The sequence below is a fragment of the Undibacterium sp. MH2W genome (genome assembly GCF_049340215.1).
Classification (GTDB): domain Bacteria; phylum Pseudomonadota; class Gammaproteobacteria; order Burkholderiales; family Burkholderiaceae_D; genus Undibacterium.
The window spans coordinates 480,994-507,189 of sequence record NZ_JBMPPA010000001.1 but is presented as its reverse complement, the minus strand read 5'-3'; the positions used below and the strand labels follow the sequence as shown (position 1 = coordinate 507,189).

18 protein-coding genes, 1 tRNA gene and 1 riboswitch are annotated in these 26,196 nt (G+C 50.6%); of the genes, 5 read left to right on the top strand and 14 right to left on the bottom strand.

All coding sequences use genetic code 11. From position 1 onward, the window contains the following. Positions 1–137: 137 nt before the first annotated feature. A riboswitch (cobalamin riboswitch) is annotated at positions 138–372 on the bottom strand. A 296-nt stretch (positions 373–668) separates the two neighbouring features. From ACO0K2_RS02160 to ACO0K2_RS02095, 14 genes are all read right to left on the bottom strand, one after another. Next, on the bottom strand, positions 669–2,045 hold the full coding sequence (locus ACO0K2_RS02160) for a DUF3422 family protein (protein ID WP_423015270.1): 1,377 nt from the start codon (positions 2,043–2,045) through the stop codon (positions 669–671). A 281-nt stretch (positions 2,046–2,326) separates the two neighbouring features. Then, entirely contained in the window at positions 2,327–2,662 is a 336-nt protein-coding gene (locus tag ACO0K2_RS02155; RefSeq protein ID WP_423015268.1) for a hypothetical protein, read from the bottom strand. A 65-nt stretch (positions 2,663–2,727) separates the two neighbouring features. Further along, positions 2,728–3,474: a hypothetical protein gene (locus ACO0K2_RS02150; protein ID WP_423015266.1), complete on the bottom strand. Its 747-nt coding sequence runs from the start codon at positions 3,472–3,474 to the stop codon at positions 2,728–2,730. 56 nt (positions 3,475–3,530) lie between these two features. Then, on the bottom strand, positions 3,531–4,340 hold the full coding sequence (locus ACO0K2_RS02145; RefSeq protein WP_423015264.1) for a hypothetical protein: 810 nt from the start codon (positions 4,338–4,340) through the stop codon (positions 3,531–3,533). A 1,257-nt stretch (positions 4,341–5,597) separates the two neighbouring features. Beyond that, a tRNA-Sec gene (locus ACO0K2_RS02140) sits at positions 5,598–5,693 on the bottom strand. 29 nt (positions 5,694–5,722) lie between these two features. After that, positions 5,723–7,657: a selenocysteine-specific translation elongation factor gene (selB, locus tag ACO0K2_RS02135; RefSeq protein ID WP_423015262.1), complete on the bottom strand. Its 1,935-nt coding sequence runs from the start codon at positions 7,655–7,657 to the stop codon at positions 5,723–5,725. After that, a complete protein-coding gene (gene selA / locus ACO0K2_RS02130; protein ID WP_423015260.1) occupies positions 7,654–9,108 on the bottom strand; it encodes an L-seryl-tRNA(Sec) selenium transferase in 1,455 nt (484 codons plus the stop codon). The genes selB and selA overlap by 4 nt, the downstream gene beginning before the upstream one ends. Next, positions 9,105–10,115: a formate dehydrogenase accessory protein FdhE gene (fdhE, locus tag ACO0K2_RS02125; RefSeq protein WP_423015258.1), complete on the bottom strand. Its 1,011-nt coding sequence runs from the start codon at positions 10,113–10,115 to the stop codon at positions 9,105–9,107. Before fdhE ends, selA begins: the two co-directional genes overlap by 4 nt. A 150-nt stretch (positions 10,116–10,265) precedes the next feature. Next, positions 10,266–10,913: a formate dehydrogenase subunit gamma gene (locus tag ACO0K2_RS02120; RefSeq protein WP_423015256.1), complete on the bottom strand. Its 648-nt coding sequence runs from the start codon at positions 10,911–10,913 to the stop codon at positions 10,266–10,268. Then, on the bottom strand, positions 10,906–11,847 hold the full coding sequence (fdxH, locus tag ACO0K2_RS02115) for a formate dehydrogenase subunit beta (RefSeq protein ID WP_423015254.1): 942 nt from the start codon (positions 11,845–11,847) through the stop codon (positions 10,906–10,908). The genes ACO0K2_RS02120 and fdxH overlap by 8 nt, the downstream gene beginning before the upstream one ends. Positions 11,848–11,855: 8 nt before the next feature. After that, positions 11,856–14,927, bottom strand: coding sequence for a formate dehydrogenase-N subunit alpha (fdnG, locus tag ACO0K2_RS02110; protein WP_423015252.1), 3,072 nt, complete (start codon positions 14,925–14,927; stop codon positions 11,856–11,858). Between the two features lie 399 nt (positions 14,928–15,326). Further along, positions 15,327–16,340 (bottom strand): GGDEF domain-containing protein, encoded by a 1,014-nt coding sequence (locus ACO0K2_RS02105; RefSeq protein WP_423015250.1) that lies wholly within the window; start codon positions 16,338–16,340, stop codon positions 15,327–15,329. A gap of 148 nt (positions 16,341–16,488) precedes the next feature. Further along, positions 16,489–16,938: a hypothetical protein gene (locus ACO0K2_RS02100; protein WP_423015248.1), complete on the bottom strand. Its 450-nt coding sequence runs from the start codon at positions 16,936–16,938 to the stop codon at positions 16,489–16,491. A gap of 273 nt (positions 16,939–17,211) precedes the next feature. Beyond that, positions 17,212–18,234: an asparaginase gene (locus tag ACO0K2_RS02095; protein WP_423016135.1), complete on the bottom strand. Its 1,023-nt coding sequence runs from the start codon at positions 18,232–18,234 to the stop codon at positions 17,212–17,214. Between the two features lie 1,108 nt (positions 18,235–19,342). Here ACO0K2_RS02095 and ACO0K2_RS02090 point away from each other — a divergent pair. The 5 genes from ACO0K2_RS02090 (at position 19,343) to ACO0K2_RS02070 (ending at position 26,092) form a co-directional block, all read left to right on the top strand. Beyond that, positions 19,343–20,353 (top strand): glycoside hydrolase family 53 protein, encoded by a 1,011-nt coding sequence (locus tag ACO0K2_RS02090; RefSeq protein ID WP_423015246.1) that lies wholly within the window; start codon positions 19,343–19,345, stop codon positions 20,351–20,353. Between the two features lie 235 nt (positions 20,354–20,588). Further along, entirely contained in the window at positions 20,589–21,737 is a 1,149-nt protein-coding gene (dgoD, locus tag ACO0K2_RS02085) for a galactonate dehydratase (protein ID WP_423015244.1), read from the top strand. Beyond that, entirely contained in the window at positions 21,731–22,741 is a 1,011-nt protein-coding gene (locus tag ACO0K2_RS02080; protein ID WP_423015242.1) for a 2-dehydro-3-deoxygalactonokinase, read from the top strand. Before dgoD ends, ACO0K2_RS02080 begins: the two co-directional genes overlap by 7 nt. 59 nt (positions 22,742–22,800) lie before the next feature. After that, positions 22,801–23,451 carry a 2-dehydro-3-deoxy-6-phosphogalactonate aldolase gene (locus ACO0K2_RS02075; RefSeq protein WP_423015240.1) on the top strand — a complete coding sequence of 217 codons (651 nt, stop codon included), beginning with the start codon at positions 22,801–22,803 and terminating at the stop codon, positions 23,449–23,451. Between the two features lie 109 nt (positions 23,452–23,560). After that, complete coding sequence (locus ACO0K2_RS02070) at positions 23,561–26,092, top strand: beta-galactosidase (protein ID WP_423015238.1); 2,532 nt, start codon at positions 23,561–23,563, stop codon at positions 26,090–26,092. Positions 26,093–26,196 lie beyond the last annotated feature (104 nt).

The following is a 26,196-nucleotide window of genomic DNA, read 5'->3' as shown; positions in this document are numbered from 1 at the left end:
GACCTGACAAGCATTGAGAGTACAAATGTCATTTTTCACCCGCACACCCGCGTGGCAAAAAATAGCAATTCTGGAGAGGAAATGGATACGGAACGCGTGCGCGTGCACGGATTACGCAAGCATCGCCCACCGCGAAATTGCCGCTAGTACATAAGGCCGGTATCAGGACTGATGAGCGGAAACTATTCCAGCTAACGCGCCTTCCCATGTTCGAAAACACAGTGACATATTGCGTAGCACTAACCGAAGTTAACTCATTTACCTTTGCGGGGGCAGTGCCGGGTTTGCGATGAAAAGACACTCATCAACGCACCGGCTTCCCGTTTAATTCTGTTGCAGATAGCAAAAGAACACCTTAAGACGATATCGATTCTACCCGACTTTTTCCTCAAATTAAAACAACTTCATGTGTTGTTTCTCAACGCAGCGTGTCAATCAGAAAAAATAAGACAACAATGAAAGGAAAATGAAAGGAAAATGAAAACAAAATGAAGGTAAAAAAAAAGCCCGCACGAGGCGGGCTTAAATCCAAATCTTTTGCGGATTTGGAGGAGACAGTTCCACTATATTGCATCGCAACAAAATCAACAACAGCTATTTTTATATATCAGTCATTCATCTTGGTAATAGCTCTCCGTGAAACAGCGATCTCCTCCCTCAACAAGGAATCATCCCACCAAATGCACAGAGATTTTTTTATGCATACGACGTAAGCCCAGCCAGACACCGAACACAATCACAGGCAAGGCCACCCCCGTCAGCACGTCCGGATTAACGTAAAAACCAGCGGCTTTTACCGCTTTACCGACATAGCCCAACAACCCCGTCATGTAATACGAAATCGCGACCACCGACAAACCTTCGACCGATTGCTGAAGCAATACCTGCTGCTTGGCACGCTTACTGAGCGATTGCAAAATCTGGCGGTTTTGCTGTTCCTGCACAATCCCCACCCGCGTTCGCAGCAAATCATTGGTTTGTGCAATCCGTTCCGCCAACGCGACTTGACGACGACCAATCGATTGGCAGGTGTTCATCGCAGGAACCAAACGTCGGTCCATAAACTCGCCAATGGTCGGCATCCCATGGAAATTGATCTCTCGCAGCTCGTCGATACGCATCTGCACCAAATTAAAATACGCCAACGATGCCGAAAAACGGTAATTGTTTTCGAGGGCAATCGCCTCCAGACGGGCCGCTAGCGCGATAATTTTCTGGAGAAGAACCTGTTCACCATCAACATTAAGCGCCATGTCTGCACTCGTTGCTTGTTGGCCGCGCACCATTTCCTCGCATAATTGCGACAACTCCGCTTCAATGATATTGAGCTCAGGTGCCGACTTTTGCGCTGCTGGCAAACCAAGCAATGCCATCATGCGATACGTTTCAATCTCTAACACGCGTTGAATCATCCGGCTTGCCTGATGCTCAGTAAATGCTACATCACACAGCACAAAGCGGCTAAACCCGTCAGGGTGAATCAAAAAGTCAGTCCAGACTTCCCCTCCTGAAAGCACCTTACTGCCGACAAACATCGATTTACCAAACAGGGATTGCAATGCCGACTGCATTTCTGGCGTTTCGGCAGAACCCGCATGAAAAACAACATGTGCGCCAACCATGACTTGTCCTTGCAAGCGTGCAAGCCATTCATGGGGAATCATTGTGATCGGCATCTGCTCAAAGGCATCAACGATGCTAAGCGTCTGTTGGGCATCGCCGACCTTGCTTGTCGGCGTCGAGGCAAAGGTATACGTCGCAAACTCGGTATGCAACTCCCACTTCAGACGGAATCGTCCGAAATCATGGTAGAAGTACTTCGCCCCCAGACCAGGTGCGACCACACCAAAATAGCTACACAGATGCACCAGCAAGGCATGCTGGGCATTCTGATGCTCTGTTAATTCATTGGAAGGCGACTTCGAATACACCGCCAAATGCGTCAAACATTCCGGTGCATTGAGCGGCATGAAAGGTCGCGAGTGCACTTCAGCGGCAAGGGGCACGCGCAGTGCATTGTTTAAATCTGAAAAATGAAAATTCATTGCTCGTTAAGCGTATTGCAACGCTTCCAAAAGTAACCCATTGCTGGGCCTGCTTCACACAAAATAACCGGTATTACCCAATGCTGACTCACTTCATACAAGTAATCATACCAAATTCAGCGGCGAAGCTGCCTCGCAGTGTGAATAGGGAAGCACAGGCGGCATCATGGTGAGGGAAGCGGATAGAAGAAGCGCGTTGCAATTTGATAAAAAAACAGCGTCGATTCGATATCAACGCTGGTTTTTTGTTATCGTTTTTTGCTGTCGTATTTTGCTATTTTTTATTGCAAAGAGAGCGGTTCTCCGGGTTTGACACATTTCGGCAGTGATGAACCGGCAAACGAACTCAACATACCGCACCGGTAGCTTTTACCCTGCACAGTCGCTGCAAAATAAATTTGCGATCCGTTCAACGTATTGTCTTGCTGAATATCCGCAATTTTAACGGCAGAGGTCGGTACGCTAAATACCTTCGACGTCGCAGCGATGATATCCGCTTCATTGGCGGTACCGAGTCCCATTTTCTGCGCAACAATAGGCGCAAAAGAGCAACCGGTCAACAACATCGAGGCAGCCAGCATCGACAATACAAACATTTTTTTAAAACAGGTAGTCATGATAGATTCCATGGAAAAAGTAAAAGAGTGAATAAAGTAAATAAAGGTGATCCGGATTGTTGACCTTAAAACAGCTCGGTGCCGTTTTTATCGACCAACACGACTTTTAAGATCTGCGCTTTCACGTGGTGTTGATCCAATGCACTCTCCTGTGCAAACGCATAAATGATCAAATCAAGTGGTTGACCTTTGCTCCGTTTTTCTTCAATGATCCGTGCTTTGGCTTCGTCATTCACCTTGAGCAACGTAAAGTCATCACCATTACTAAATTCAATGCGGTAGTCATAACCCCAACCGAAATTCACGTCTTTAGTCAGCGCATGCTGCGGAAAAGCCTTTGTCTGAAAGTCGTATTGATCAAGACGGAATTGATCCCAGGTCATCTTGATGTATTGACTGCTTTTCGCATTAGCGATCTCTTGATCAATTTTCGGCTTGAGCGCCTTTTGCATATCCTGCTTTTTAAATTCATCGCTCGTCGAACGATAATCCTGCGAATAATTGAGCAACACTTTGTCGTAATCCACAGGCAGGCTACTCATGGCGTAATACGTCATCATGACGTCTTTATCGCTAGTCAGCGTACGATACTGCGACACAGGTGTTGCCGGATCGCCTTTCGGCAGCGCATTCAATTTGGCTTGCTCGACACCCTTGGTAGAGGTTGCCTCCGCCAAGCTTGGCGTGGCATCACCCGCTGCCACAGGATGCGCCGCGCTCACCGCCGATGTACTGTCATTTTTAGAGCATGCGGTCAATGCCGATAACAATGCGATCACGCACAACACAGAAGAAGAATGAGACATGTTCATGATATTTCCTTTTGAAAATTAAACGAAAATGGGAGAAGACACTTGATGATGAAGAATTAGGCTTTAGCAGCGAGAAACCGCGTCACGCCAACTCCGGCAAGATAAAGGCTCGATAACAGCGACAGATAAGCACCCATACCAACATGAATCGCCTGCATAACGGCTTTCATCATTTCGCCCATCATGTTGTTGACGATCTGATTTGCCTGTGCACCACCGCCCAACGCGGATGAAATCTGTTGGGATGATTGAATGCCATCCTGCACACCAAAGTAAAAAGACAGCGCCACGTACAGCATCATCGCCAGCGGCAAACAATTCCCCAAATGGGCTTTGGGATCTTTCCACACTTGATGAATAAAGGGACCCGCCAACGAGACAATCGCCAGCAACCCAATCACGCCAGACTCACTACCACCGCCACTTTCCAGCGCCTGCAACATACCGCTACTTCCCAGATTAAGAATCGTAAGGAGTTTCCAAAAAGTGATTTTGGCATGGAGATATTGCGATGCTTGCACAGTAATCGTACTCAGATAAAACCACGAAATCATCAAGACAACAGTCGCCACCAAAACAGGCAAACCAACACGACGAACCACTTCATTCAAGGCCGCAGCACCGCTCTCTTTCGCCACCTGCAGCGCTTTATCCGCCTGCTCTTTCGCCAATTGGCTCTCACTGATCACGGTAATCGCCGTCACTTTATTCATGTCATCGACATCAAATTCAACCACCGTATTCATCACCGGCGCTGCCTCTGATTTCCAGACACCTTCCAATTGAAATTCAAACTGCTGCCCCTCGCATCCAATCACGCCAGGTCCATTGTTGGTATCACGCATAATGCGGCCACGTTTTTTCATTTCGGGTACCTTTACTTTCTGTTGAATAAATAAGAAATAAGTCACATCACTCCAAGGTCATGACGGCTAAACCATCACTGACGCTTGGGAAGCCACTGTGTTGCGGCATCTAGAGTTCTATTCGTTGGAAGAGGTAAAAACCGGAAATGTTTTTTTAAAAAAAGAAGGATTTTTTTGGGGAGGGTGAAGAGAGTGGCCTATTTTCGTCATCGCTGAGAAGACGGACGATTCACCCAACCCTTGTTTTCGTCATCCTTCGAGGAAGCGGAAATTCCCCCAACTTCGTCATCCTCCGAGGAAGCGGAAAATCCCCCCACTTCGTCATCCTCCGCGAAAGCGGGGGATCCAGTGCGCGTACGCGCTTTCTACCGGCAATGAGTGCAGTACCCCGAACAAGGCGCTGCCGCGCCACTGGACTCCCGCCTACGCGGGAGTGACGGTTGTTTGGTTATCCGTTTTGTCATCCTCTGAGAAGACGGACGATTCACCCAACCCTTGTTTTCGTCATCCTCCGTGATGCCTGACGAATTACCTAACTCTTTATTTCGTCATCCTCCGCGAAAGCGGGGGATCCAGTGCGCGTACGCGCTTTCTAGTGGCAATAAGTGACGTACCCCGAACAAGGCGCTACCGCACCACTGGACTCCCGCCTGCGCGGGAGTGACGGTTGTATGGTTTGCCGTTTTGTCATCCACTAAGAAGACGGACGATTCACCCAACCCTTGTTTTCGTCATCCTTCGAGGAAGCGGAAATTCCCCCAACTTCGTCATCCTCCGAGGAAGCGGAAAATCCCCAAACTTCGTCATCCTCCGCGAAAGCGGGGGATCCAGTGCGCGAATGCGCTTTCTACCGGCAATGAGTGCAGTAACCCGAACAAGGCGCTGCCGCGCCACTGGACTCCCGCCTGCGCGGGAGTGACGGTTGTTTGGTTTGCCGTTTTATCATCGTCCACGAAGACTGATGATTCACTCAACCCTTGATTTCGTCATCCTTCGAGGAAGCAGAAATTCCCCCAACTTCGTCATCCTCCGAGGAAGCGGAAAATCCCCCCACTTCGTCATCCTCCGCGAAAGCGGGGGATCCAGTGCGCGAATGCGCTTTCTACCGTCAATGAGTGCGGTAACGTGAACAAGGCGCTGCCGCGCCACTGGACTCCCGCCTGCGCGGGAGTGACGGTTGTTTGGTTTGCCGTTTTGTCATCCTCCGCGCAGGCGGACATAACAAAATATGGTGGGAAAAATAAAAGAGAAAAATCGTGGCGGAAGACAGTAAGAGTCGAACTTACGAGAGAATGATTGACATCCCCTGACGGGTTTGAAGCCCGCCCGCACCACCGGATACGTGTGCCTTCCGTTGTATTGTCGCTGTAGCAGCGACCGTTTTAGTGCATGTTCGTGGCCTGCCACAAGCTATCAGGTCGAATTACATGCACATCGCGCAGGCGGCGAGTATAGCCTACGCGGTCAAAGAACTCCAGAAATTGAATCGCTCGCTTTCTTCCTAAACCGCTGACATCCCGAAACGCTGCCGCATTGAGTTGGCGATACGGACTATTTTGCGTTGGTGCAACCGCAATACCGTCTGCAAGGCGTGCTAATTCGGCGATTCGTTGTGGATGGCAATATAAGTCGCGCACGATCTGATACACCTGACCACGCAAGGCAAGCTTACGCAACAGGCTACGTACCACCTCCTCGTGGCGCTGATGCGTTTTCGCTAGATCACGCACCCAAGGTGGGTCAAAAGCGGCGGCATGTAATGATTGCATTAACACGTCTGCCAAAGCCTGCTGTTCAGGATCGAGCTCGACGCTGTGTTCAGGTAAGCGTAACCATGGTCCTTGCGCAATGAGCATGGCTGATTGCACCAGTTGATCGATCACGGCGCGCCACAAGCTATCTTGCATTTCTGGCGCAACGATACGCTTCAGTCGAGGTTGCTGCGGGCCGGTTTCATCTGGGAAATCAGCATGAAACTGGCGTAGAGCATCGACGATGCGTGTCTGTAAAGCAGATAAATTAGCCGCAGAGAGCAAAACGGCATCGTCGCCTTTGAGATCAATTTCAATCGCATCGTCACCCAGATGCCATTGCGCGGATGTTTGCTGTGTGAGGCGCGTCAACATCGAACGGCTGATTCCCATGCTGCTATGGGCAATGAGTTCTTGTGGTTCGTCTGAAGCCAGATAGGCGCTGAGGGCGTCGAGCCACGCGCGACGTTCGGCACTGCGGCGTTTGCGTGCGGGGCCAAATGGGTCGAGTACGCGACCGCCGCCAATCGTACGTAGCGCTTGGGCGTTGCGGATCACAAAGCGATCACCGGGGACGGTGTGGACAGGCGTATCAAACACCAATTGCGCGCGCGCACGTTGGCCGGGTTCGATCGTCTCGCCATCCAGCATCAAGACACGCGCAACGCGATGTGCGGCGCCTAGATGGACATGCACTTGCGACCACGGTTTTAATTGAATACCGGCGTTCTCGATCAGTTGTAAATCGACATCGACCCGGTCGCACACGTCTGCCATTGCAGCGGCCACAGCCCAATCACCCCGTGCGACTTGTTCTTTTTCGATTCCGACCACATTCATGGATAAACGTTGCCCGGCGTAGCCGATATCAACTGGCCGATTTTGCGCATGGATGCTGCGCACGCGGACGGTTTTGCCGGAAGGCGCGAGGGTAATCGTATCCCCAATGCTCACCTGTCCTGCCGATGCCGTGCCTGCAATAAACAAGCCTTTCCCGCTGAGATTAAACACGCGGTCGATAGCGAGTCGGAATAAGCGTTGATGTTCTTTCTGCGCCACGGTTTGTGCAACACTCATTAGGTGCGCTTTGAGTGCCGCCACGCCGGGATCATTGTCCAGATGGGCAGAGGTGCAGAAAACCGACGCGCCTGCTAAGGCGGTTGGCGCGAGTAGATGGTTGATCTCTGCTGTGACGGCGGCAATGCGCTCGGCATCGACGCGGTCCACCTTGGTCAGCGCGACCACACCGCGTTCAATACCCAACAGTTCGAGAATCGTTAAATGCTCTCGGGTTTGTGGCATCACGCCATCGTCGGCTGCGATGACCAAGAGCGCGTAATCAATACCGCTCGCACCAGCCGCCATGGTGTGAATCAGTTTTTCATGACCGGGGACGTCAATCAAGCCGAGAACATCACCGTTGGGTAACGGCGTATAGGCATAGCCCAGTTCAATCGAGATACCGCGTGCTTTTTCTTCTTTCAGACGATCTGTGTCGACACCTGTTAAGGCGCGGCTGAGGGTTGTTTTCCCGTGATCAATATGTCCTGCGGTACCAACAATCATGGATTCAGAAGCGTGAGTTGGTCAATAAAAGATTGTTGTTCGCCATCGAGGCAACGCAAATCAAGACAGAAAGTCTCATTGGCAATGCGACCAATCACCGGACGTGGTAACTGGCGGAATGCTTTTTCCAGGCGCCCCATCGGGTTGCTCAGTTTGCGACCTGGCGCAACGCGAATCGTCAGCCCGTAACTCGGTAACTGATCGACAGGCAACGCGCCACTGCCCACTTGGCTCATCATTTCTTCGCCTTGTACAACATAAGCGTCACCCAAGACGTTTTGCACCAGAGGAGCCAGCGTCTGTGCTTCTTGCTGCATGTCTGAACGGGGGCGCGTCAAAAGGCGCATGGTGGTTAAGCGTTGCGTGAGTAATTCTGGCGAGCGGTATAAGGCCAGCACAGGCTCTAAGGCTGCTAAGGTAATCTTACCGACACGTAATGCCCGCTTTAAGGGGTTGCGTTTGATTTGGGCGATTAAGTCAGCGCGTCCAACGATAATGCCGGCCTGTGGTCCACCAAGAAGTTTATCGCCGCTAAACGTCACCAGATCTGCCCCTGCTTCAATCGCTTCACGGACTGTTGGCTCACGTACGAGGCCAAATTGCTCAAGGTCGATGAGTGTACCGCTACCCAGATCCACTGCCGTAGGAATGTTGTGCTCGCGTCCGAGCGCGGAAATCTCCGATAACTCGACGCTCTTTGTAAAGCCAGTAATGACGTAGTTACTGCAATGAACCTTCATCAACAATGCCGTATCGGCGTTGATCGCATGGCGGTAGTCCGTCAGATGCGTACGATTGGTCGATCCGGTCTCACGCAGACGGGCACCAGCGCGCTGCATGATGTCGGGAATCCGAAACGCCCCACCGATTTCAACCAACTCACCCCGCGAGACGATGACTTCTTTACCCATCGCCATCGTATTTAACAACAGCAACACCGCCGCTGCGTTATTGTTAACAATAGTCGCGGCCTCGGCACCGGTCAGTTCGCACAATAATTCTTCGACGAGATCATCACGATCGCCGCGCTTACCGGTTTCAAGATCAAATTCGAGATTGGTGGCAGACGTCATTGCATCGACCACGGCTTTGATCGCCACATCCGGTAACAGTGCACGCCCCAGATTGGTGTGCAGCACGGTTCCGGTCAGATTGAACATTTTTTTGAGATTGGACCGGTCTTGCAACGCTAACTTTTGCGTTACGTGTTCAATGACCTCACCCACACTCGGCGCGACATTCACTGCTTGCGCGGTCGTGCCGTCCACCGTCTGCGCCAAGGCTGCTTGACGCATCTCATTCAACACCGCCTGAATGTGATGAACGATCCGACTGCGCCCATGCAACGCGATCAATTCACCTGCCTCTTGCAGTACCTTGTCGACGGAAGGCAAACGCACCATCCGTCGGACAACGGATTGATCAGATGAAGCAGGCGCAGCGGATGTCATTCCGTTTCTCCAAACCACAAGAATGGATTGACGTTACCGCGATGGAAACCTAATTCACTCACCAGCACATCCAAGGTCAGTGTGGCCAAGTCATCCACAAACGGCTCGGCGTTGTAGTCGTGTTCTTGATTAAAAATTTTGGTATAGCACTGGCAATCGCCGCAGGTTTCTGCACGTACATATTTACGTGGATCGTTGGCTTTATTGACCGGTGTTGGGGGCGGCGCTGGTGCATCAATCGGATCAAGACCCTGATAAGAAATCTTGCCGTTTTGCTCACAGCTTGCGCATTTCACACGCACCATGTGCCATTGGCTGGAACACATACCGCACGTCAGATAGCGATAGCCTTGCGACTGACCACCAATACGAATCAAGCTCGCCACCGGATGCGAACCGCACACAGGACAAAGGGTGAACGTTTCTAACATCGGTACTTTTTGCTGATTCAGCTTCGCAGCACGGGCCGTCCAAAAGATTTGCAAGGCAGCAGCAATAAACGGTGCCTGCGCGGGATTCACTTCTTCATGGCGCTGCGCCAGAATCATGTTCGCTTGATCTTCCAGATCGTCTTCGCTCAGGGCGCGGATACTTTCCAACACAGCTTGCAACTCAGGACGTACACCATGTTGCTCATCGGAGAGCTTGTCCATCAGTTGATTGAGAATCGTGCGCCAACTTGCTGGTCGTTCGAGCTGCGCTGCGAGGGGCGGCATCATATGGTCTAAGGCGAGATCGAGTGATTTCTGATCTGGCATCGCGAGGTCTTCGTCCGTCAGCGATTTCGCGATCTCAGCTTGCGCCAGAATCACTTCACGCATCAGGTCTAAATAACCCGCCAAAGCACCATTCGAGGCGACGCCTTCTACCTTACCGTCGATCAGATCGCGCAGGCGCGCTGCCCTTGTGGTGAAAAGGGACTGTGCTGATTCAGGCAAATGTAAGCGCGGCAGCGCCGTATGGTCGAGCGATTCTATTTCGCCACGTTCAATAATTCGTTGTACCAAGATGATTCCAATAGCAAAGCAAAGTGCAACGGCCAGCCGTCACAAGGATGGAAGGAATAAGACTATTTTAGACTAGTTTTAAAAATAAAGCCGACGCGATATCAAGGCGTCGGCTTTTGTCTGAGAGATACGTTTCGTGTCGATACGACCTTAGTGTTTCTCTTCGGAAGTTTTGACTACCTCATCAAACCATAAGCGGTGATGCTTGCGCGCCCAGCCTAAACTGACGGTGCCACGCATCATCGCGCCGATCGATCCTTTGACCCAGATCGCTGCATAGATGTGCACAATAATGCTCGTGATGAGCACGAATGCGCAGAACGCATGCAACAAGGCAGAAAAACGAATCAACCCAATCGGAAACACCCAAGAAAAATAGGCGCGCCAGATCACAACACCCGATAACAACAACCCAGCCATGCAGAAGATGAGTACAAAAAACAGCACCTTCTGACCTGCGTTGTAGCGACCAATGTGCGGCAGATTTTCTTCACGATTGTGAAGTACGTCTTTCATTTGCTTCATCCACTGGTGATCAACAGGCTCTAGGATGTTGTGATGCCAAAAACGGAGTACCAGCACCACAAACATACCAAACATCAGCAAACCAATGAAGGGATGCAAGATGCGGGTCCATTGTCCACCGCCGAGCAGATTCGAGAGCCAGAACAGCGACGGATGAAACAACGCTAGACCAGAGATTGCCAACAAAACAAAGCTGATCGCTGTGATCCAATGATACGTACGGTCATTGGCGTTATAGCGCTCGATTTTTGATGCATCGTGCTGATTACTCATGATGCGCCTCCTCTGGTTGTGACGACGTTGCTGCTTTGGCTGCCTTCGCTGCTTCTGCCGCTTCCTGCTCATCCTTCTCGGTCACTTCATTTGGACCAACACGGGTGTAGTGGAAGAAACCGATCACAGCGGCGGCGGCCATACTGGCAACAGCCAACGGTTTGGACAAGCCTTTCCAGACACGGATCATCGGTGAAATCCGTGGCGCGTTAGGCAATCCGTGGTACAGCGATGGATTATCTGCATGGTGCAGAACATACATCACGTGCGTACCGCCGACACCTGCGGGATCATACAAACCAGCGTTATCGAAACCGCGCGATTTCAGATCAATAATCCGCTCTTCGGCATGCTGCTTCATATCTTCTTTGGTACCGAAAACAATCGCGCCGGTAGGGCAGGTTTTCACGCAAGCAGGTTCTTGACCAACAGCAACACGGTCAGAACACATCGTGCACTTATAAGCGCGGTTATCTTGTTTCGAGATACGAGGTACATCGAATGGGCAACCGCTGACGCAGTAGCCGCAACCGATACAGTTCTCTTCCTGGAAATCGACGATACCGTTGGTGTATTGCACGATTGCGCCTGGAGCAGGACATGCCTTCAGACAGCCCGGATCTTCACAGTGCATACAGCCATCTTTACGGATCAACCATTCCAGATTGCCGTTCGGATTTTCGTATTCAGAGAAGCGCATCACTGTCCAAGAATGCTCGGTCATGTCGGCTGGATTGTCATACGTGCCGTGGTTTTCACCCACTTCATCACGCAGATCATTCCATTCCATACATGCCGTCTGACATGCTTTACAGCCGATACACTTCGTCGTGTCGATCAGTTTCGCAACGGTGCCCGTGATGGGTTCACGGGCAGCCGGTGGCTGCACCGTCGTGGCGGACATCCGCTTAATATCAAGAGATTGTAGTGGCATGGGTTCTCCTAGGCTTTTTCTACTTTCACCAAGAAGGATTTGAATTCCGGTGTTTGGGAATTCGCGTCACCTACTTCTGGTGTCAGTGTGTTGACCAAATAGCCTGGCTTGGCTACACCTGTAAATCCCCAATGGATTGGCAGACCCACTGTTTGCACAGTTTTTCCTTCAATCGTCAATGGCTTGATACGTTTCGTGACGACCGCCTTGGCCACCAAGTGACCACGCTTGGAACTCACTTTGATTCTGTCACCGGCTTTCACACCGACTTGTTTCGCCAACTCTTCACCAATCTCGACGAATTGTTCAGGCTGAATGATGGAATTCAGCTTGGCATGTTTCGTCCAGTAGTGGAAGTGTTCGGTCAAACGGTAGGTGGTTGCCACATGCGGGAACTCCTCATGCGTTCCTAATTGTTCACGGTCGCCAGCGAAAATCCGTGCTGCTGGATTGCTGGTAGCGCGTGCATTTTTAGGATGCAATGGGTTGTAGCCCAATGGGTTCTCAAATGGCTCGTAGTGTTCTGGGAACGGTCCTTCGTTCAGTCCTTTCGATGAGAAGAAGCAAGCCACCCCTTCTGGCGTCATGATGAATGGACCCATACCGTTTTCTGGTGGTTCATCCACCTTGAAGTCAGGAACGTCTGCGCCAGCCCAGTTAGTGCCATTCCACGCAATCAGCTTACGGGTCGGATCGAACGGCTTACCATTCACGTCACACGATGCACGGTTGTACAACACGCGACGGTTTGCAGGCCATGCCCACGCCCAATTGAGTGTCTGACCAATACCTGTTGGATCGCTGTTGTCACGGCGCGCCATGTTGTTACCGGCTTGCGTCCACGAACCCGCAAAAATCCAGCAACCACTCGTGGTCGTACCATCATCACGCAACAGTGCAAAAGAAGCCAACTGCTCGCCTTTTTTCGCCAGAATCTTGGTCGGATCTTTAGGATCGGTGATGTCTGCCAGCGCACGGCCGTTGAACTCTTTCGCCAACTCTTCAGGACGTGGCGACTTTGGATTCGCGTAAGGCCATGTCAAGTTCACGATAGGATCAGGGAACTTACCACCCTCGGTTTTGTACTTAGCACGCATACGTAAGAAGATACCGGACATGATGTCGATATCGCTACGTGCCTCACCTGGAGGCTCTGCACCCTGCCAGTGCCATTGCAGAACCCGTGAAGAGCTCACCAATGAACCGCTTTCCTCTGCGAAACAGGTCACAGGCAAACGGAACACTTCCGTCTGAATCTTACTTGGGTCAACGTCGTTGAACTCGCCGTAAGGTTTCCAGAATTCAGCCGTTTCCACTGCCAACGGATCCATCACTACCAAGTACTTCAGTTTGGACAATCCTTCAGAGACTTTTTTCTTATTCGGCGCCGACGCCAAAATATTAAAGCCCTGGCAGATATAGCCATTCATTTTGCCTTGATGCATTAACTCGATAGCTTGCATCATGTCGTAAGGCTTATCCAACTTTGGCAGGTAATCGTATGCCCAGTTGTTTTCTGCCTTCGCTGCATCGCCCCACCATGTTTTCATCAAACTGACGTAAAACGCACGGTAGTTTTTCCAGTAGCTGAGCTGATTTGGACGCAAAGGCTTCTTGGCGCGAACACCAATATACCCCTCGTAATCCTGCTCACCTTCGTTAGGCAAGGACATGTAGCCTGGCAACAGGTTTGACATCAAACCTAAGTCAGTCAAGCCTTGAATGTTGGAGTGACCGCGCAATGCGTTCATACCACCACCGGCGATACCGATGTTACCCAGCAATAATTGCAACATCGCACCCGCACGAATCGTTTGCGCGCCAGTACTATGGTGCGTCCAACCCAATGCATACAAAATGGTGGCAGCGCGACCAGGTACGGCTGTGGACGCCAAGGTTTCCGCAACGTGCTTGAATTTCTCTGGTGGAACGCCACAGACGCGCGACACTAATTCCGTTGTGTAACGAGAATAGTGTTTCTTCATCAGTTGGTAGACGCAACGTGGATGCTCCAGCGTTGGATCAACAACCGCAAAGCCATCAGGGCCAATCTCGTAGCTCCAAGAGGATTTGTCGGTGTATTTACCCGCTTTCTCATCGTAGCCGGAATACAAACCATCATTCAACGCAAAGTCTTCGCGCACGATGAATGACATGTCAGTGTAGTTCTTGACATATTCGTGCTGAATCTTATCGTTGGTCAGCAGATAGTTAATCAGCGCTCCAAGGAAAACGATATCCGTTCCTGTACGCGTTGCGACGTAGTAGTCAGCAACCGATGCGGTACGCGTAAAACGCGGATCGACCACCAGCAGTTTTGCTTTGTTATGTGCTTTTGCTTCTGTGACCCATTTAAAGCCACAAGGATGCGCTTCGGCGGCATTGCCACCCATGACAAGGATTACATCGGCGTTTTTAATATCAACCCAATGATTCGTCATCGCTCCACGGCCAAACGTCGGGGCAAGACCTGCCACCGTCGGACCATGTCAGACACGCGCCTGATTGTCAAATGTCAACATCCCCAAACTACGCATGGTTTTATGCGTCAGATAACCGGTCTCATTGCTTGAAGCAGAGGCGGCCAGCATACCTGTCGTTAACCAGCGATTGACTGTTTTGCCATCTGCGGTTTTTTCCACAAAATTGGCATCACGGTCTTCTTTCATCAGCTTGGCGATACGATCGAGCGCATCATCCCAAGAGATTTTTTTCCACTCACTTGTACCTGGTGCACGATATTCCGGTGCCAACACACGGTTAGGGCTGTGGATGAAATCGATCAGACTTGCGCCTTTCGGACACAACGTACCGCGATTCACCGGATGGTCTGCATCACCCTCAATATGGATAATGCTGGCGGTGGCATTTTTTGCACCATCGCCCAGACCGTACATCAAAATACCGCAACCAACTGAGCAATACGGACACGTATTGCGTGTTTCAGTCGTGCGAGACAGCTTATATTGCCGCACTTCTGCAAGTGCTGCTGTCGGCATAAATCCGAGCAGCGCCAGGCTGGAGCCTGCAACCGTTGAACCGGTTATCTTGAGAAATTGACGGCGAGAGATTTGCGTCATGGCTATCCTCGTTCGTGGTTATTACTATCGAAAAGTGAAATAACAATTCGGTATATTCGTTATAAAGCGAAAAAATCTTAACATATCTGATGTTGCTTCGCTGACAGACGCATCGTTTCAACACATCGCTTTCCGAACGATTACCCCTTACTTGTAGGCTAAAAATACCGCGTCCTAGCCTGATCATCGCCCAAATCAGGGCTTTGTAGCGATCTGTGCCCCTGTTAAATCGAAAAGTTGACGATTTGGTGCAAAAATGTTTTTACAAAAATCGTTGATATACGTAGAAAAACGGATTGAGTTCCTCAAAACCCACGTCACATGAAAAATTTTGATTTAACAATCATTCACATTTCCAGAAAAAGAGGAAGCATGACGTCGTATCGCAATGCAACACGATTATCTATCTGCGGTACACACCCGGTTACGTCCCGATTGCTTCGCCAGATAGAGCATCTGATCGGCATTCATCAGCCATTCTGAAGGACTCTTATCCCGCTCCATACCTGAAACGCCGATAGAGATCGTGACAGGATGGTTTTCGATCAGCACGGACTCACTCACCAATACACGCAGCTCTTCCGCCAGTTTCGCTGCCGCTTTGGTATTAGCGGTTTCTACAATCATGACAAACTCTTCGCCGCCATACCGGAAAATCCTATCCGATGCACGGGTACGTGTTCGCAACAATTCACAAAGACGGATCAGTACTTCGTCGCCAATGAGATGGCCAAACTGATCGTTAATACGCTTGAAATGGTCAATGTCGAGCATCAGTATGCTCGCCTCTGGGCGTGCGCTTGGGGCTTTTAGGTAACGTTTTAGATGCGCCTCGAGTGCCCTCCGATTTCCTGTATCGGTAAGAAAATCGTGCTCAGCTTGCTGATTTAGCTCTTTGTGCTGAATGGCGGTTCTGTACGCAAAGATATAGGCGAATAGATTGATCAGGATAAACGTCATCACAATGGTCATGAGGTCAAGCGATGGAACCTTCTGCACCAAAATCACAATTAACGCCGCTAACGATGAAGCATTGATCAACACAGCAACCCGCGGCTTGAGCATAAAAAATGCCGCGATCATGGTGGGATACGTCCAGTAAATTAAACTGATACCGTTGACTTTGACGGCGAATACCATTCCTGCAGAGTAAAAGATCGTCACCAAAATACTAGCGACTTTGAAGCGTCCTGTTACCCAGACATAAATCATCACTGAAAACACACCACCCACAATACAAAAATCAACGAGGGCGGCGAGCCAGGCGTGGTGTAACAAGCGGTAGATAGCGAATGGGAAAATACTCGGAATACTGAGCGCGCACATCAACAGCAAAATAAATTCCTCTTTGCTGCGTTTGCGCAATGGGGCGGTCTTCTGCAGAATTTTTTCTTCGATACTGGTAAAGCGCATGTTTATCGTCTCATGACCAAACAATTGAATAAAAAACACCCCTCTTTTTATCCACCTTACCAGAACATCAGCGCAATGCTTTCATGCAGGTCAATGGATGACGATCTCATGGGCATTTTTTTGGCAACCGGATGGACCACCGATTGGGTCAGGATTGCGACACCGGTTGACTCGTCAATTGCTGATCGAGCCACGCACGTGCAGACGCTTCATCCTCCGCAAAATAAAAAGGTTCGCCCGATAACGTATATATTTTTGACAACATTAACTGATGAATGCGAGACACTGCCGAATCCTCTTCAAACACCAATGCGGTCCCACTGCGCCCCAGTTCGCGATGGTGGCGAACCATGGTCACTAGTTCGTCAATCGACTCTGCCGTATGAAGCGGCTCACCACTGATTTTGGCAAGCACCACCCAAGGCGCACCAGCGAGTGAACGGACCAACTCGGCGGAGGCGACGCCATACCCTTTGACGGCGCGAATATTCCAAGGCCCGCGGACGCTACTCACCATCATACGCCCCTCAATACGCAATTCATACCGACCTTGAATGCGATACTGGACCTGAGTTGCAGGGGTTACTTTTTTAACCATTTCCAGTCTTTCTCTTTCAACACGGTTGGGCATATCCACCACGAACAGATACCTGACAACGAGTTCATGCCACCGATGTCATAGTGGGCTAAGGATTGCTATTTTGCAAGTGAACGATTGCAAACTTAATTAGCCGATTGTTCACGGGCACTTCTCTCACTATTCAAAGGCAAAAAAAAAATCATGTCCTGACCGAGCGACATGATTTTAAAGACACCCTCTTCGTTCGATCAGCGCTCTCTTTATTCAGAGATAGCGCCCATCTCGCGTCGGTCAATACTGCATGAAAATGCGTTGAAGTTCTTTGGTATCGTTGGTACGGGTCAAGGCAACGCTCGCCAAAATACGTGCTTTTTGTGGATTCAAATCGTGCGCGACGAGCCAGTCGTATTTGTCATCAGGTTGCTCTGCATTGCGCAAGACAAAGCCACCGCCGTTGACATGCGATGAACGAATAATATGAATGCCTTTTGCGCGTAATTCCTGCAACACTGGCACAAGCGTACCGCTCACAGAACCATTGCCTGGGCCTGCATGCACAATCGCTTTCGCGCCAGCTTGTGCAAACGCACGGTAAGCGGTGTCGTTCACGTTACCGCCCGCATACGCGATTTCGACCAATGGCAGTGACGTCATTTTGTCGATATCAAATTCAGAATTGGAGGTATGGCGCTTATCGAGGCGACGGAACCAGTACGTTTTTCCTTCGACAATCATCCCCAGATCACCCCATGGGCTTTTGAATGCATCAGGGCGGATATTGATCGTTTTCGCGACATCACGACCGCTGTTGATTTCATCATTCATCACCACCAACACACCACGACCGCGTGAGTCCTTGTTACCAGCCACACTCACTGCGTTATACAAGTTTAAGGTGCCATCTGCTGACATCGCCGTACCAGGACGCATCGATGCGACCACGACGATCGGCTTGTCGCTATGAATAACGAGGTTTAAAAAATACGCTGTTTCTTCTGTCGTATCAGTACCATGCGTAATCACCACGCCATCCACATCATCCCGCTTAAGCAACTCAGAAACACGATGACCAAGCGTGAGTAAATTCTCATTACGGAGACTTTCAGAGGCGACCTGAAACACCTGTTCACCACGCACATTGGCAATCTCATTGAGCTGTGGAATACCCGCAATCAATTTATCCACGGGCACCTTCGCCGCTTGATACGTCGCGCTATTCGTCACATCGGCACCGGCACCGGCAATCGTTCCACCCGTCGCCAAAATAACGACATTCGGCTTTCCATCTGCCATCGCTACTGAAGCGAGTGACATCACTAACACTGCGGCAAATAACCTTTGCCATGACTTAACGATCTTCTTCATCTTGAATCTCCTCACTGCTTTTTTAATGGGAGTCGCAGTATAGCGAACGCCTTTTGCATCACTGGTTGCGGTTAATACTTAGCAAAAGTGAAATTAAATTTTCATTCGCGGAAGAAGGTTTCATTTTTTGGAATGTGCGTTGATGTGGAAATCAGCAAAACAGAAAGTGGGTTACCAATGGGCGTAGTGCTGCCATGACACTTGAAAACCTTTTTTCACCGCACGCTGGGTCGGTTCTTTGTGTGTTTTTTGTTTTTATTATTTTGTTTGGAATCTACAACACTTCGTTGCCGTTTTCGTCACTCCCGCGTCATAGGAAGCGTAGGCACTGGCGTGCCACTGGATCACCCGCCTGCGCGGGTGATGACGGTGAATTTGGGGTGACGACAGTGGTTTTTGGGTGACGGTGGTTTTTGGGTGACGGTGGTTTTTGGGTGACGGTGGTTTTTGGGTGACGGTGAATTTTGACGTGATGACTTTTATTTTTGCGGTAATAAGGGTGTTTAGGGTGGTGATTTTTGAGGTGGTGACGGTTTTTTTGTGGCGATTGTTCCCCCCCCCCACCCGTCGCTCCCGCGAAAGCGGGAGCCTAGGCACTGCCGTGCCACTGGATCACCCGCCTGCGCGGGTGATGACGGTGAATTTGGGGGGTAGGTAGTTTTTGGGGGGCGGCGGTGAATTTTGAGTGATGACGGTGAATTTTGGGTGATGACGTTGATTTTTGGGTGATGACGGTGTTTTTTTGGTAATGACGGTGGTTTTTTTAGGGTGGTGACAGTTATTTTTTTGTGACGATTACCCCCCCATCCGTCGCTCCCGCGAAAGCGGGAGCCCAGTGCGCGTCAGCGCTTTTGGTGGTTGTGGTATCTCACCCACCACCACATCGCGCTATATCAAATCAGCATACGAAGCATCAAATAATTCATACAGGCACTCCCTTCTCCCCCGGTAGTATCACAGCGCAGAACACAGTGATGTAATTCTGTGACTGTTATCAGTCTATGAAAAAAATAGACAACCAAGACAAAGATCTGGTCATCAAATTCAGGAGACAAAAATGACATCCACACGAACGGCAATCGCCGTATTCATCGCTGCTGCCCTCATAGCCATAGCCGCATCAGCCCCCGCACAAACCCAAACCGGTGCTTTCGCCAATGGTGCCGATGTGAGTTGGGTGAATCAAGAAGAAACCGGTGGCTATGCGTTTTATAACGCTAACAAAGTCAAAACCGATCCGTTTGTTTTACTTAAAAATCTCAATGTCAATGCCATCCGACTGCGAGTTTGGGTCAATCCTGCCAATGGCTGGTGTGATGGTGCTGATGTGCTCTACAAAGCGAAACGTGCGGCAGCACAAGGGCAGCGGATTATGATCGACTTTCATTACAGCGATGTGTGGGCGGATCCTGGCCATCAGACCTTACCAGCAGCATGGGCGAGCGATACCTTGGCGCAACTTAATACCCATGTTTATGGCCACACCTCCGGTATTCTGAGTTACCTCAAATCCAATGGTATTGATGTCACTTGGGTCCAGGTTGGTAATGAAATCAATAATGGCATGTTGTGGCCGTTAGGAAGTACCTCCAACTTCGGACAACTGGCGCAGCTCATCAATAGCGGCTATCAAGCGACCAAATCGATCTATCCGAACGCCAAAGTGATTTTGCATCTGGCGAATGGCTACAACAATGCCAACTTTCAGTGGTTCTTTGATGGCGTCAAAGCGGCTGGGGCCAATTGGGACGTGATCGGGATGTCGCACTATCCCACGACGGCAAACTGGCAAACGCTAGATAACGAGTTGGCTACCAATATGAGCAAGATGGTCGCGCGCTATAACAAACCCGTCATCATCAGCGAAGTCGGCATGGACTACGCCCAAGCAACGACAGCCCACAGCATGATGGCCGATGTCATCGCCAAAAATAAGGCACTCGGAAGCTACGGCCTTGGCGTCTTTTATTGGGAACCCGAAGCCTACCCAGGCTGGCAGGGGTACAACATGGGTGCATTGAATGCCAATGGCCAATTTACGGCTGCCATGGGCGCTTACGCCCCATAAGCGGAGTGCGAAACACCCTCTCGCGCATTAGTGGCGCTTGAGGGTTCGATAGTGGCGCTTGAGGATGAATGGAGATCGCCCTCTCCTTGCGCTGACCAACATCACCGTGTTTCTGGCATCCGCCACGACATCGCGCATGTATTCTAATTTCATATACATCCTCGCAAATTATTCATATTTGCTATCTAGCTAATGCGATTAAGATCATTCACGTTTACTGACAAATAACGAATTCATGAAAATTACCAAACTCACTACATACCGGATTCCTCCTCGTTGGATGCTGTTAAAAATTGAAACGGATGAAGGAATCATTGGCTGGGGTGAACCAGTCATTGAGGGGCGTGCACGTACAGTGGAAGCGGCCGTCAAAGAGATGGAGCCTTACCTCATTGGGCAAGATCCAGCGCGGATTAATGATCTGTGGCAAGCCATGTATCGTGGCGGCTTTTATCGCGGCGGTGCGATTTTGATGAGTGCCATTGCCGGTATTGATCAGGCGCTGTGGGATATCAAAGGGAAGACACACGGCCTGCCAGTCTATGAACTACTCGGTGGATTAGTTCGCGATCGTATGAAAACCTATAGCTGGGTCGGCGGTGATCGTCCTTCGGATGTGATTGCTGGCATCACTAAGTTACGTGAAGCGGGTTTTGACACCTTCAAAATGAACGGGACAGAAGAATTCGGCATCATCGATTCGGCAGCCGCTGTCGATGCAGCAGTAGAACGAATTGCTGAGATCCGTTCGGCCTTCGGCTCGTCGATTGAGTTTGGCATCGATTTTCATGGTCGTGTCGCAGCGCCGATGGCCAAGGTATTGTTGAGAGCCTTAGAGCCGTATCGTCCGTTATTTGTCGAAGAACCTGTACTAGCAGAGCAAGCAGAATACTACCCACGTCTGGCAGAAAGCACGTCCATTCCGTTGGCAGCAGGTGAACGGATGTATTCCCGCTTTGAATTTAAAAACGTCTTTAGCCAAGGTGGACTCTCCATCGTGCAACCAGATCTGTCGCACGCCGGTGGGATTACCGAATGCTACAAAATTGGTGCGATGGCAGAAGCCTACGATATCGCCTTAGCGCCTCATTGCCCGCTCGGACCGATTGCACTCGCGGCCTGTTTGCATGTCGACTTTGTGTCGCACAATGCCGTACTACAAGAACAAAGTATGGGCATTCATTACAACAAAGAAGCCGAATTACTTGATTATGTGATCAACCGCGAAGATTTCAAAATCACTGACGGCTATATCAATCCGATGCCAAAACCAGGTCTCGGTGTCGAGATTGATGAAGAACGAGTGTTTGCAGCCAGCCTCAATGCACCTGATTGGCGTAATCCGCTGTGGCGTCACAAAGATGGCAGTGTCGCAGAATGGTAAGCGAGCAACATCACAGCTTGACAGCGACCGATATCGCCTCTGCCCGCTTAATTGGGATTGATTGGGGTAGCACGGGATTCCGAGGTTTTTTGATGGCGGACGAAGGCGTTGTCCTCGCGACCATCACCTCGGCATCGGGTGCCTCATCAATCCAAGGGGCAGCAGGCTTTGCTGCCACCTTCAGTAGCTTATTGGGTGACTGGTTTGCACAACTCCAACAAGCAGGCAAACAAGTTCCGGCCCTTGCGTGTGGGATGGTGGGTAGTCAACATGGCTGGATGGAAGTGCCTTATGTTGATTGCCCGGCCAACGCAACGCAGATCGCTGCACAATTAGGACGCATTCAAGAAGCGACGGCAGCTGCCTCTTTTCAGATTGTGCCCGGCTTACTCTATAGCCCTGCTGACAGTGCCCCCGATGTGATGCGTGGCGAAGAAACACAACTGATTGGAGCCATCACTGCCTACCCCGCACTGCAGCCAGAAGCCTGCGTTGTGTTACCTGGCACCCACTCAAAATGGGCGCGTATCCATAATGGCAGCATCACCGGCTTCGCGACGCACATGACTGGCGAGTTGTTCGCCGTTCTGCGCCAGCATTCGGTACTTGGCCGCTTGTTGTGTACTGAAGCTAACGCTGAAAACAACGCCGAAGACACGCCGACCTTCATTGCAGGCGTCGAAGCCGCACGAGACCAAGGTGATGCAGGATTAACGCATCAGCTCTTTGCAGTGCGTACATTGGGCATTATCCATCAGCACAATGGCGTTGCGCTGAATAACTACCTATCCGGCCTTTTGATTGGACATGAAATCAAAGTAGGTCTCGCGTGGCGCGAAAGCGCGGGCTTGGCAACGGCCCCTCTCGTGTTGATCGGTGATACGCGCCTTTGCGAACGTTATCAGCGCGCGTTGATGTGCTTTGAACAAACGCATTCTCTCGTTTTATCCAACACCGCACCACAAGGTTTGTGGCACATCGCTCGGACGGCTGCGTTGGTCTAATCAACTGACAATCACAGCGCTAGTGATTTTTTTCGTTCTTTTATGGTCACGTACATCCTATGAAATCCATCGTCACTCCTTTTGATCTCGCCTTTAATCATCTTCCCCTCGTCGCCATCTTGCGTGGAATTACGCCTGCAGAAGTCGTTGCTGTCGGCGGCACGCTGTATGACGAAGGCTTTCGTTTAATCGAAGTCCCCCTCAACTCGCCAAATGCCTTAGAGTCGATTAAGCTGCTCAAACGCAGTTTGCCCGCCGACGCGGTGATTGGTGCAGGGACGGTTCTCACACCCGAAGCCGTGTTTCAGGTGCGCGATGCGGGAGGAACGTTGATTGTGATGCCCCACGCCGATGTCAATGTGATTAAAACAGCGAGAAGTCTCGGCCTGTTTTGTTTGCCAGGCATCACCACATTAACCGAAGCTTTCGCTGCGATTCATGCTGGTGCTGATGCCTTAAAGATTTTTCCGGCGGAATTAATCACGCCAGCGATCCTCAAAGCAATGCGTGTGGTGCTGCCTCCAGCGATGCCGTTGTTGCCTGTCGGTGGTATTACGCCAGAACGGATGTCCGCCTACCGTGAAGCTGGGGCGACTGGGTTTGGCTTGGGATCCGTCTTATTTGCACCAGGCATGCCTGCTGAAAAAGTGACATTGCGTGCAAGAGAATTTGTTGAGGCATGGAAGGCACAGGCAGCACAATCAACTTAATCAACTTAAGCAACGTCAGCAAGATCAGTAACGTAGGCAACGAAACAAGTAGCACATAAAAATAAATCAAACAATAAAGCAAAAAAAATTACACCGGCACGGAGACAGCATGACACCTCAAAAGCAATTAGCCCTATGGATAACGTCCCTCTTTGTATCTGTAGGTCACGCAGCAACACCAACAAACACGTCGCTTCTGAGCATTGATGCGAGTGGTGTGAACGTGCCGGTCAGTAGTCAGCATTTACACATGGGATCCGCGCTCGCGCCCAATGGCGAACGCTTAGCGATCAATAATCAGTTTCTTCTCAAGGGTGGTCATCCTTGGCTACCTGTCATGGGCGAGTTTCATTACTCGCGCAGTCCTGCCAGCAGTTGGGAAGCCGAGCTCCAAAAAATGAAATCTGCCGGCGTGAACATCGTTGCCAGTTATGTGATTTGGAGCCACCATGAAGAGCACGAAGGTCAATTTAACTGGAAAGAGAACCGCGATTTACATCGCTTTATCGCGCTCTGCCAAAAAGTCGGGTTAAAAGTCGTTGTTCGGATTGGCCCATGGTCCCATGCTGAAGTCCGCTTTGGTGGCTTTCCGGATTGGGTGGTGAATGCGATGCCGACGCGCGGCGATGATCCGCAGTATCTGCATTACGTTGAACGCTTGTATGCCCAGATTGGTGAACAATTAAAAGGGCAGCTCTGGAAACAAGGCGGGCCTGTCATTGGTGTTCAGTTAGAAAATGAATACAACCTCAACGGACCGCAACAAGGTGCACAGCACATCCGCATGCTCAAAGCTTTGGCATTGAAAGCCGGACTCGACGTGCCCATGTACACCGTCACTGGCTGGGACAACACGATCTATCCGCAAGGCGAAGTCGTACCGGTCTTTGGTGGCTACCCGGATGAACCGTGGGGTGTGTCGACGACAGAGTTACCCCCAAAAGAAACGTATGCCTTCCGATTTGATAGCCGCGTCAGCGGAGACCTTGGAGCGCAAACAGTCGCGACCTCGCCAGGCACCGCTGAAGCCGATGCACAATTAACACCATTTCTGGGCGCAGAATATGGCGCAGGCTTGCCAGCGATGTACCGTCGCCGCACCGTGGTTTCTGCCGACGACATCGCCTCGATGCTGCCTGTCCAACTCGGGTCTGGCGTGAATTTGCTTGGCTATTACATGTTTCATGGCGGCCGCAATCCAATGACGAATGCGGGTACGTCGATGCAAGAAAGTAGCATGAGTGGTGGGTACAACGACACGCCCATGATCAGCTACGATTTTCAGGCCCCGCTGAGTCCTGATGGGCAACAGCGCGACGTTCTGCGTTTTCTACGTCCTTACCATTATTTTTTACATGACTTCGGTGCATTACTGGCACCGATGCGGGTACGCAAACCGGATCAAGTGCCAACCAACGAAACCGATTTACAGCCATTACGTTGGTCAGTGCGCAGTCAAGGTGACCAAGGATTTTTGTTTGTCAATAATCACGTTCGTCAATATGCGACAGCGGCGCATCCACAGGTGCGTTTCTCTGTGAAACTCAATACGGAAACCATCGCATTTCCTGAGACACCCGTCACGATTGATGAAGGTCGTTATTTTATCTGGCCATTGAATCTGGACCTCGATGGCACGACCCTGCGCTACGCCACGGCCAAAGTCATCGCACGACTTGACCATGGCACCCAAGGGATCACCTACGTCTTTGCCGCTTCAGGCACTATTCCTGTTGAACTAGGCTTTCATGCGTCAGATGCCGCGTCAATCAAAGTCCATGGCGGCGCTCTCTCCCAAAGCAATGGTCACCTTACGGTTGATCACATTCAGCCAGGGAGCAACGTTGCCCTCACGATTCAACGTCCCCATGCCGCACCGGTGCAGATTGTGATTCTGACCGAACAACAATCCCAGCATCTCACAATTGGTGAGTTACAAGGACAACGACGTCTGATCATCACCGAGCAGCAATCCTACCTGACGCAAACCGGTCTGGCGCTACGCGCGACAAACGACAACCATTTCCATGTCGAAGTCTTCCCCGCGCTCCATCTCAATGAGGTGCATGCTGACACGCCCCTCCATGAGCGACCACATCAAGGTATTTTTCAAGTCATTGAGGCGGAGCAAGCAGCAGTCGATTTGCCTATAACGGCACGCTTAACCCGCGAAGCCAAACCTGTTGCGCCAGTGATGATTGGCGGTATTGCGAAAGCGGCACTCGAACCGAAACCAGAAAGTTTTAGCGCGGCAGCGACATGGCAGCTCGATTTACCCACAGCACAGCTACAAAAAGCATTCGCCTCGCCGGGTGTTGCCGACGTGTTATTGTCGATCGATTTTGTTGGGGATATCGGTCGCCTATTTAGCGGCGTACGACTTCTCGATGATTGGTATTACTCTGGCTATGGCTGGCAAATTGGCCTACGTCAGTACGCATCCACGCTAACGACGCCATTGACCGTAGCGGCTTCACCACTGCGCCTCTCTGTGTTGCCTTTGCGTGCCGATGCCCCTATCTACCTGCCCAAAGAAAGCCGTCCTGATTTTGCTGGTGCAGCGCAGATTGCCGCCCTACGTCAAGTCAAACTCATCCCGGTGTATCAACTGAGCATCTCTTCTAAGACAAAGACGAAGTAAGGAAGTACATTGTGTGAGAAATGCGGCATCTATAACAAATCAATATAGATGCCGATAAAAAATGCATTTGTCCGATATGTCGCTGCTTGCAATAATGCTTTTCA

Bases quoted from the DNA above. Each gene is read 5' to 3' on its own strand.
- ACO0K2_RS02160 (WP_423015270.1), bottom strand. From the start codon at position 2,045: ATGAATTTTCATTTTTCAGATTTAAACAATGCACTGCGCGTGCCCCTT.
- ACO0K2_RS02155 (WP_423015268.1), bottom strand. From the start codon at position 2,662: ATGACTACCTGTTTTAAAAAAATGTTTGTATTGTCGATGCTGGCTGCC.
- ACO0K2_RS02150 (WP_423015266.1), bottom strand. From the start codon at position 3,474: ATGAACATGTCTCATTCTTCTTCTGTGTTGTGCGTGATCGCATTGTTA.
- ACO0K2_RS02145 (WP_423015264.1), bottom strand. From the start codon at position 4,340: ATGAAAAAACGTGGCCGCATTATGCGTGATACCAACAATGGACCTGGC.
- selB (WP_423015262.1), bottom strand. From the start codon at position 7,657: ATGATTGTTGGTACCGCAGGACATATTGATCACGGGAAAACAACCCTC.
- selA (WP_423015260.1), bottom strand. From the start codon at position 9,108: ATGACATCCGCTGCGCCTGCTTCATCTGATCAATCCGTTGTCCGACGG.
- ACO0K2_RS02120 (WP_423015256.1), bottom strand. From the start codon at position 10,913: ATGAGTAATCAGCACGATGCATCAAAAATCGAGCGCTATAACGCCAAT.
- fdxH (WP_423015254.1), bottom strand. From the start codon at position 11,847: ATGCCACTACAATCTCTTGATATTAAGCGGATGTCCGCCACGACGGTG.
- ACO0K2_RS02105 (WP_423015250.1), bottom strand. From the start codon at position 16,340: ATGCGCTTTACCAGTATCGAAGAAAAAATTCTGCAGAAGACCGCCCCA.
- ACO0K2_RS02100 (WP_423015248.1), bottom strand. From the start codon at position 16,938: ATGGTTAAAAAAGTAACCCCTGCAACTCAGGTCCAGTATCGCATTCAA.
- ACO0K2_RS02095 (WP_423016135.1), bottom strand. From the start codon at position 18,234: ATGTCACTCGCTTCAGTAGCGATGGCAGATGGAAAGCCGAATGTCGTT.
- ACO0K2_RS02090 (WP_423015246.1), top strand. From the start codon at position 19,343: ATGACATCCACACGAACGGCAATCGCCGTATTCATCGCTGCTGCCCTC.
- dgoD (WP_423015244.1), top strand. From the start codon at position 20,589: ATGAAAATTACCAAACTCACTACATACCGGATTCCTCCTCGTTGGATG.
- ACO0K2_RS02080 (WP_423015242.1), top strand. From the start codon at position 21,731: ATGGTAAGCGAGCAACATCACAGCTTGACAGCGACCGATATCGCCTCT.
- ACO0K2_RS02075 (WP_423015240.1), top strand. From the start codon at position 22,801: ATGAAATCCATCGTCACTCCTTTTGATCTCGCCTTTAATCATCTTCCC.
- ACO0K2_RS02070 (WP_423015238.1), top strand. From the start codon at position 23,561: ATGACACCTCAAAAGCAATTAGCCCTATGGATAACGTCCCTCTTTGTA.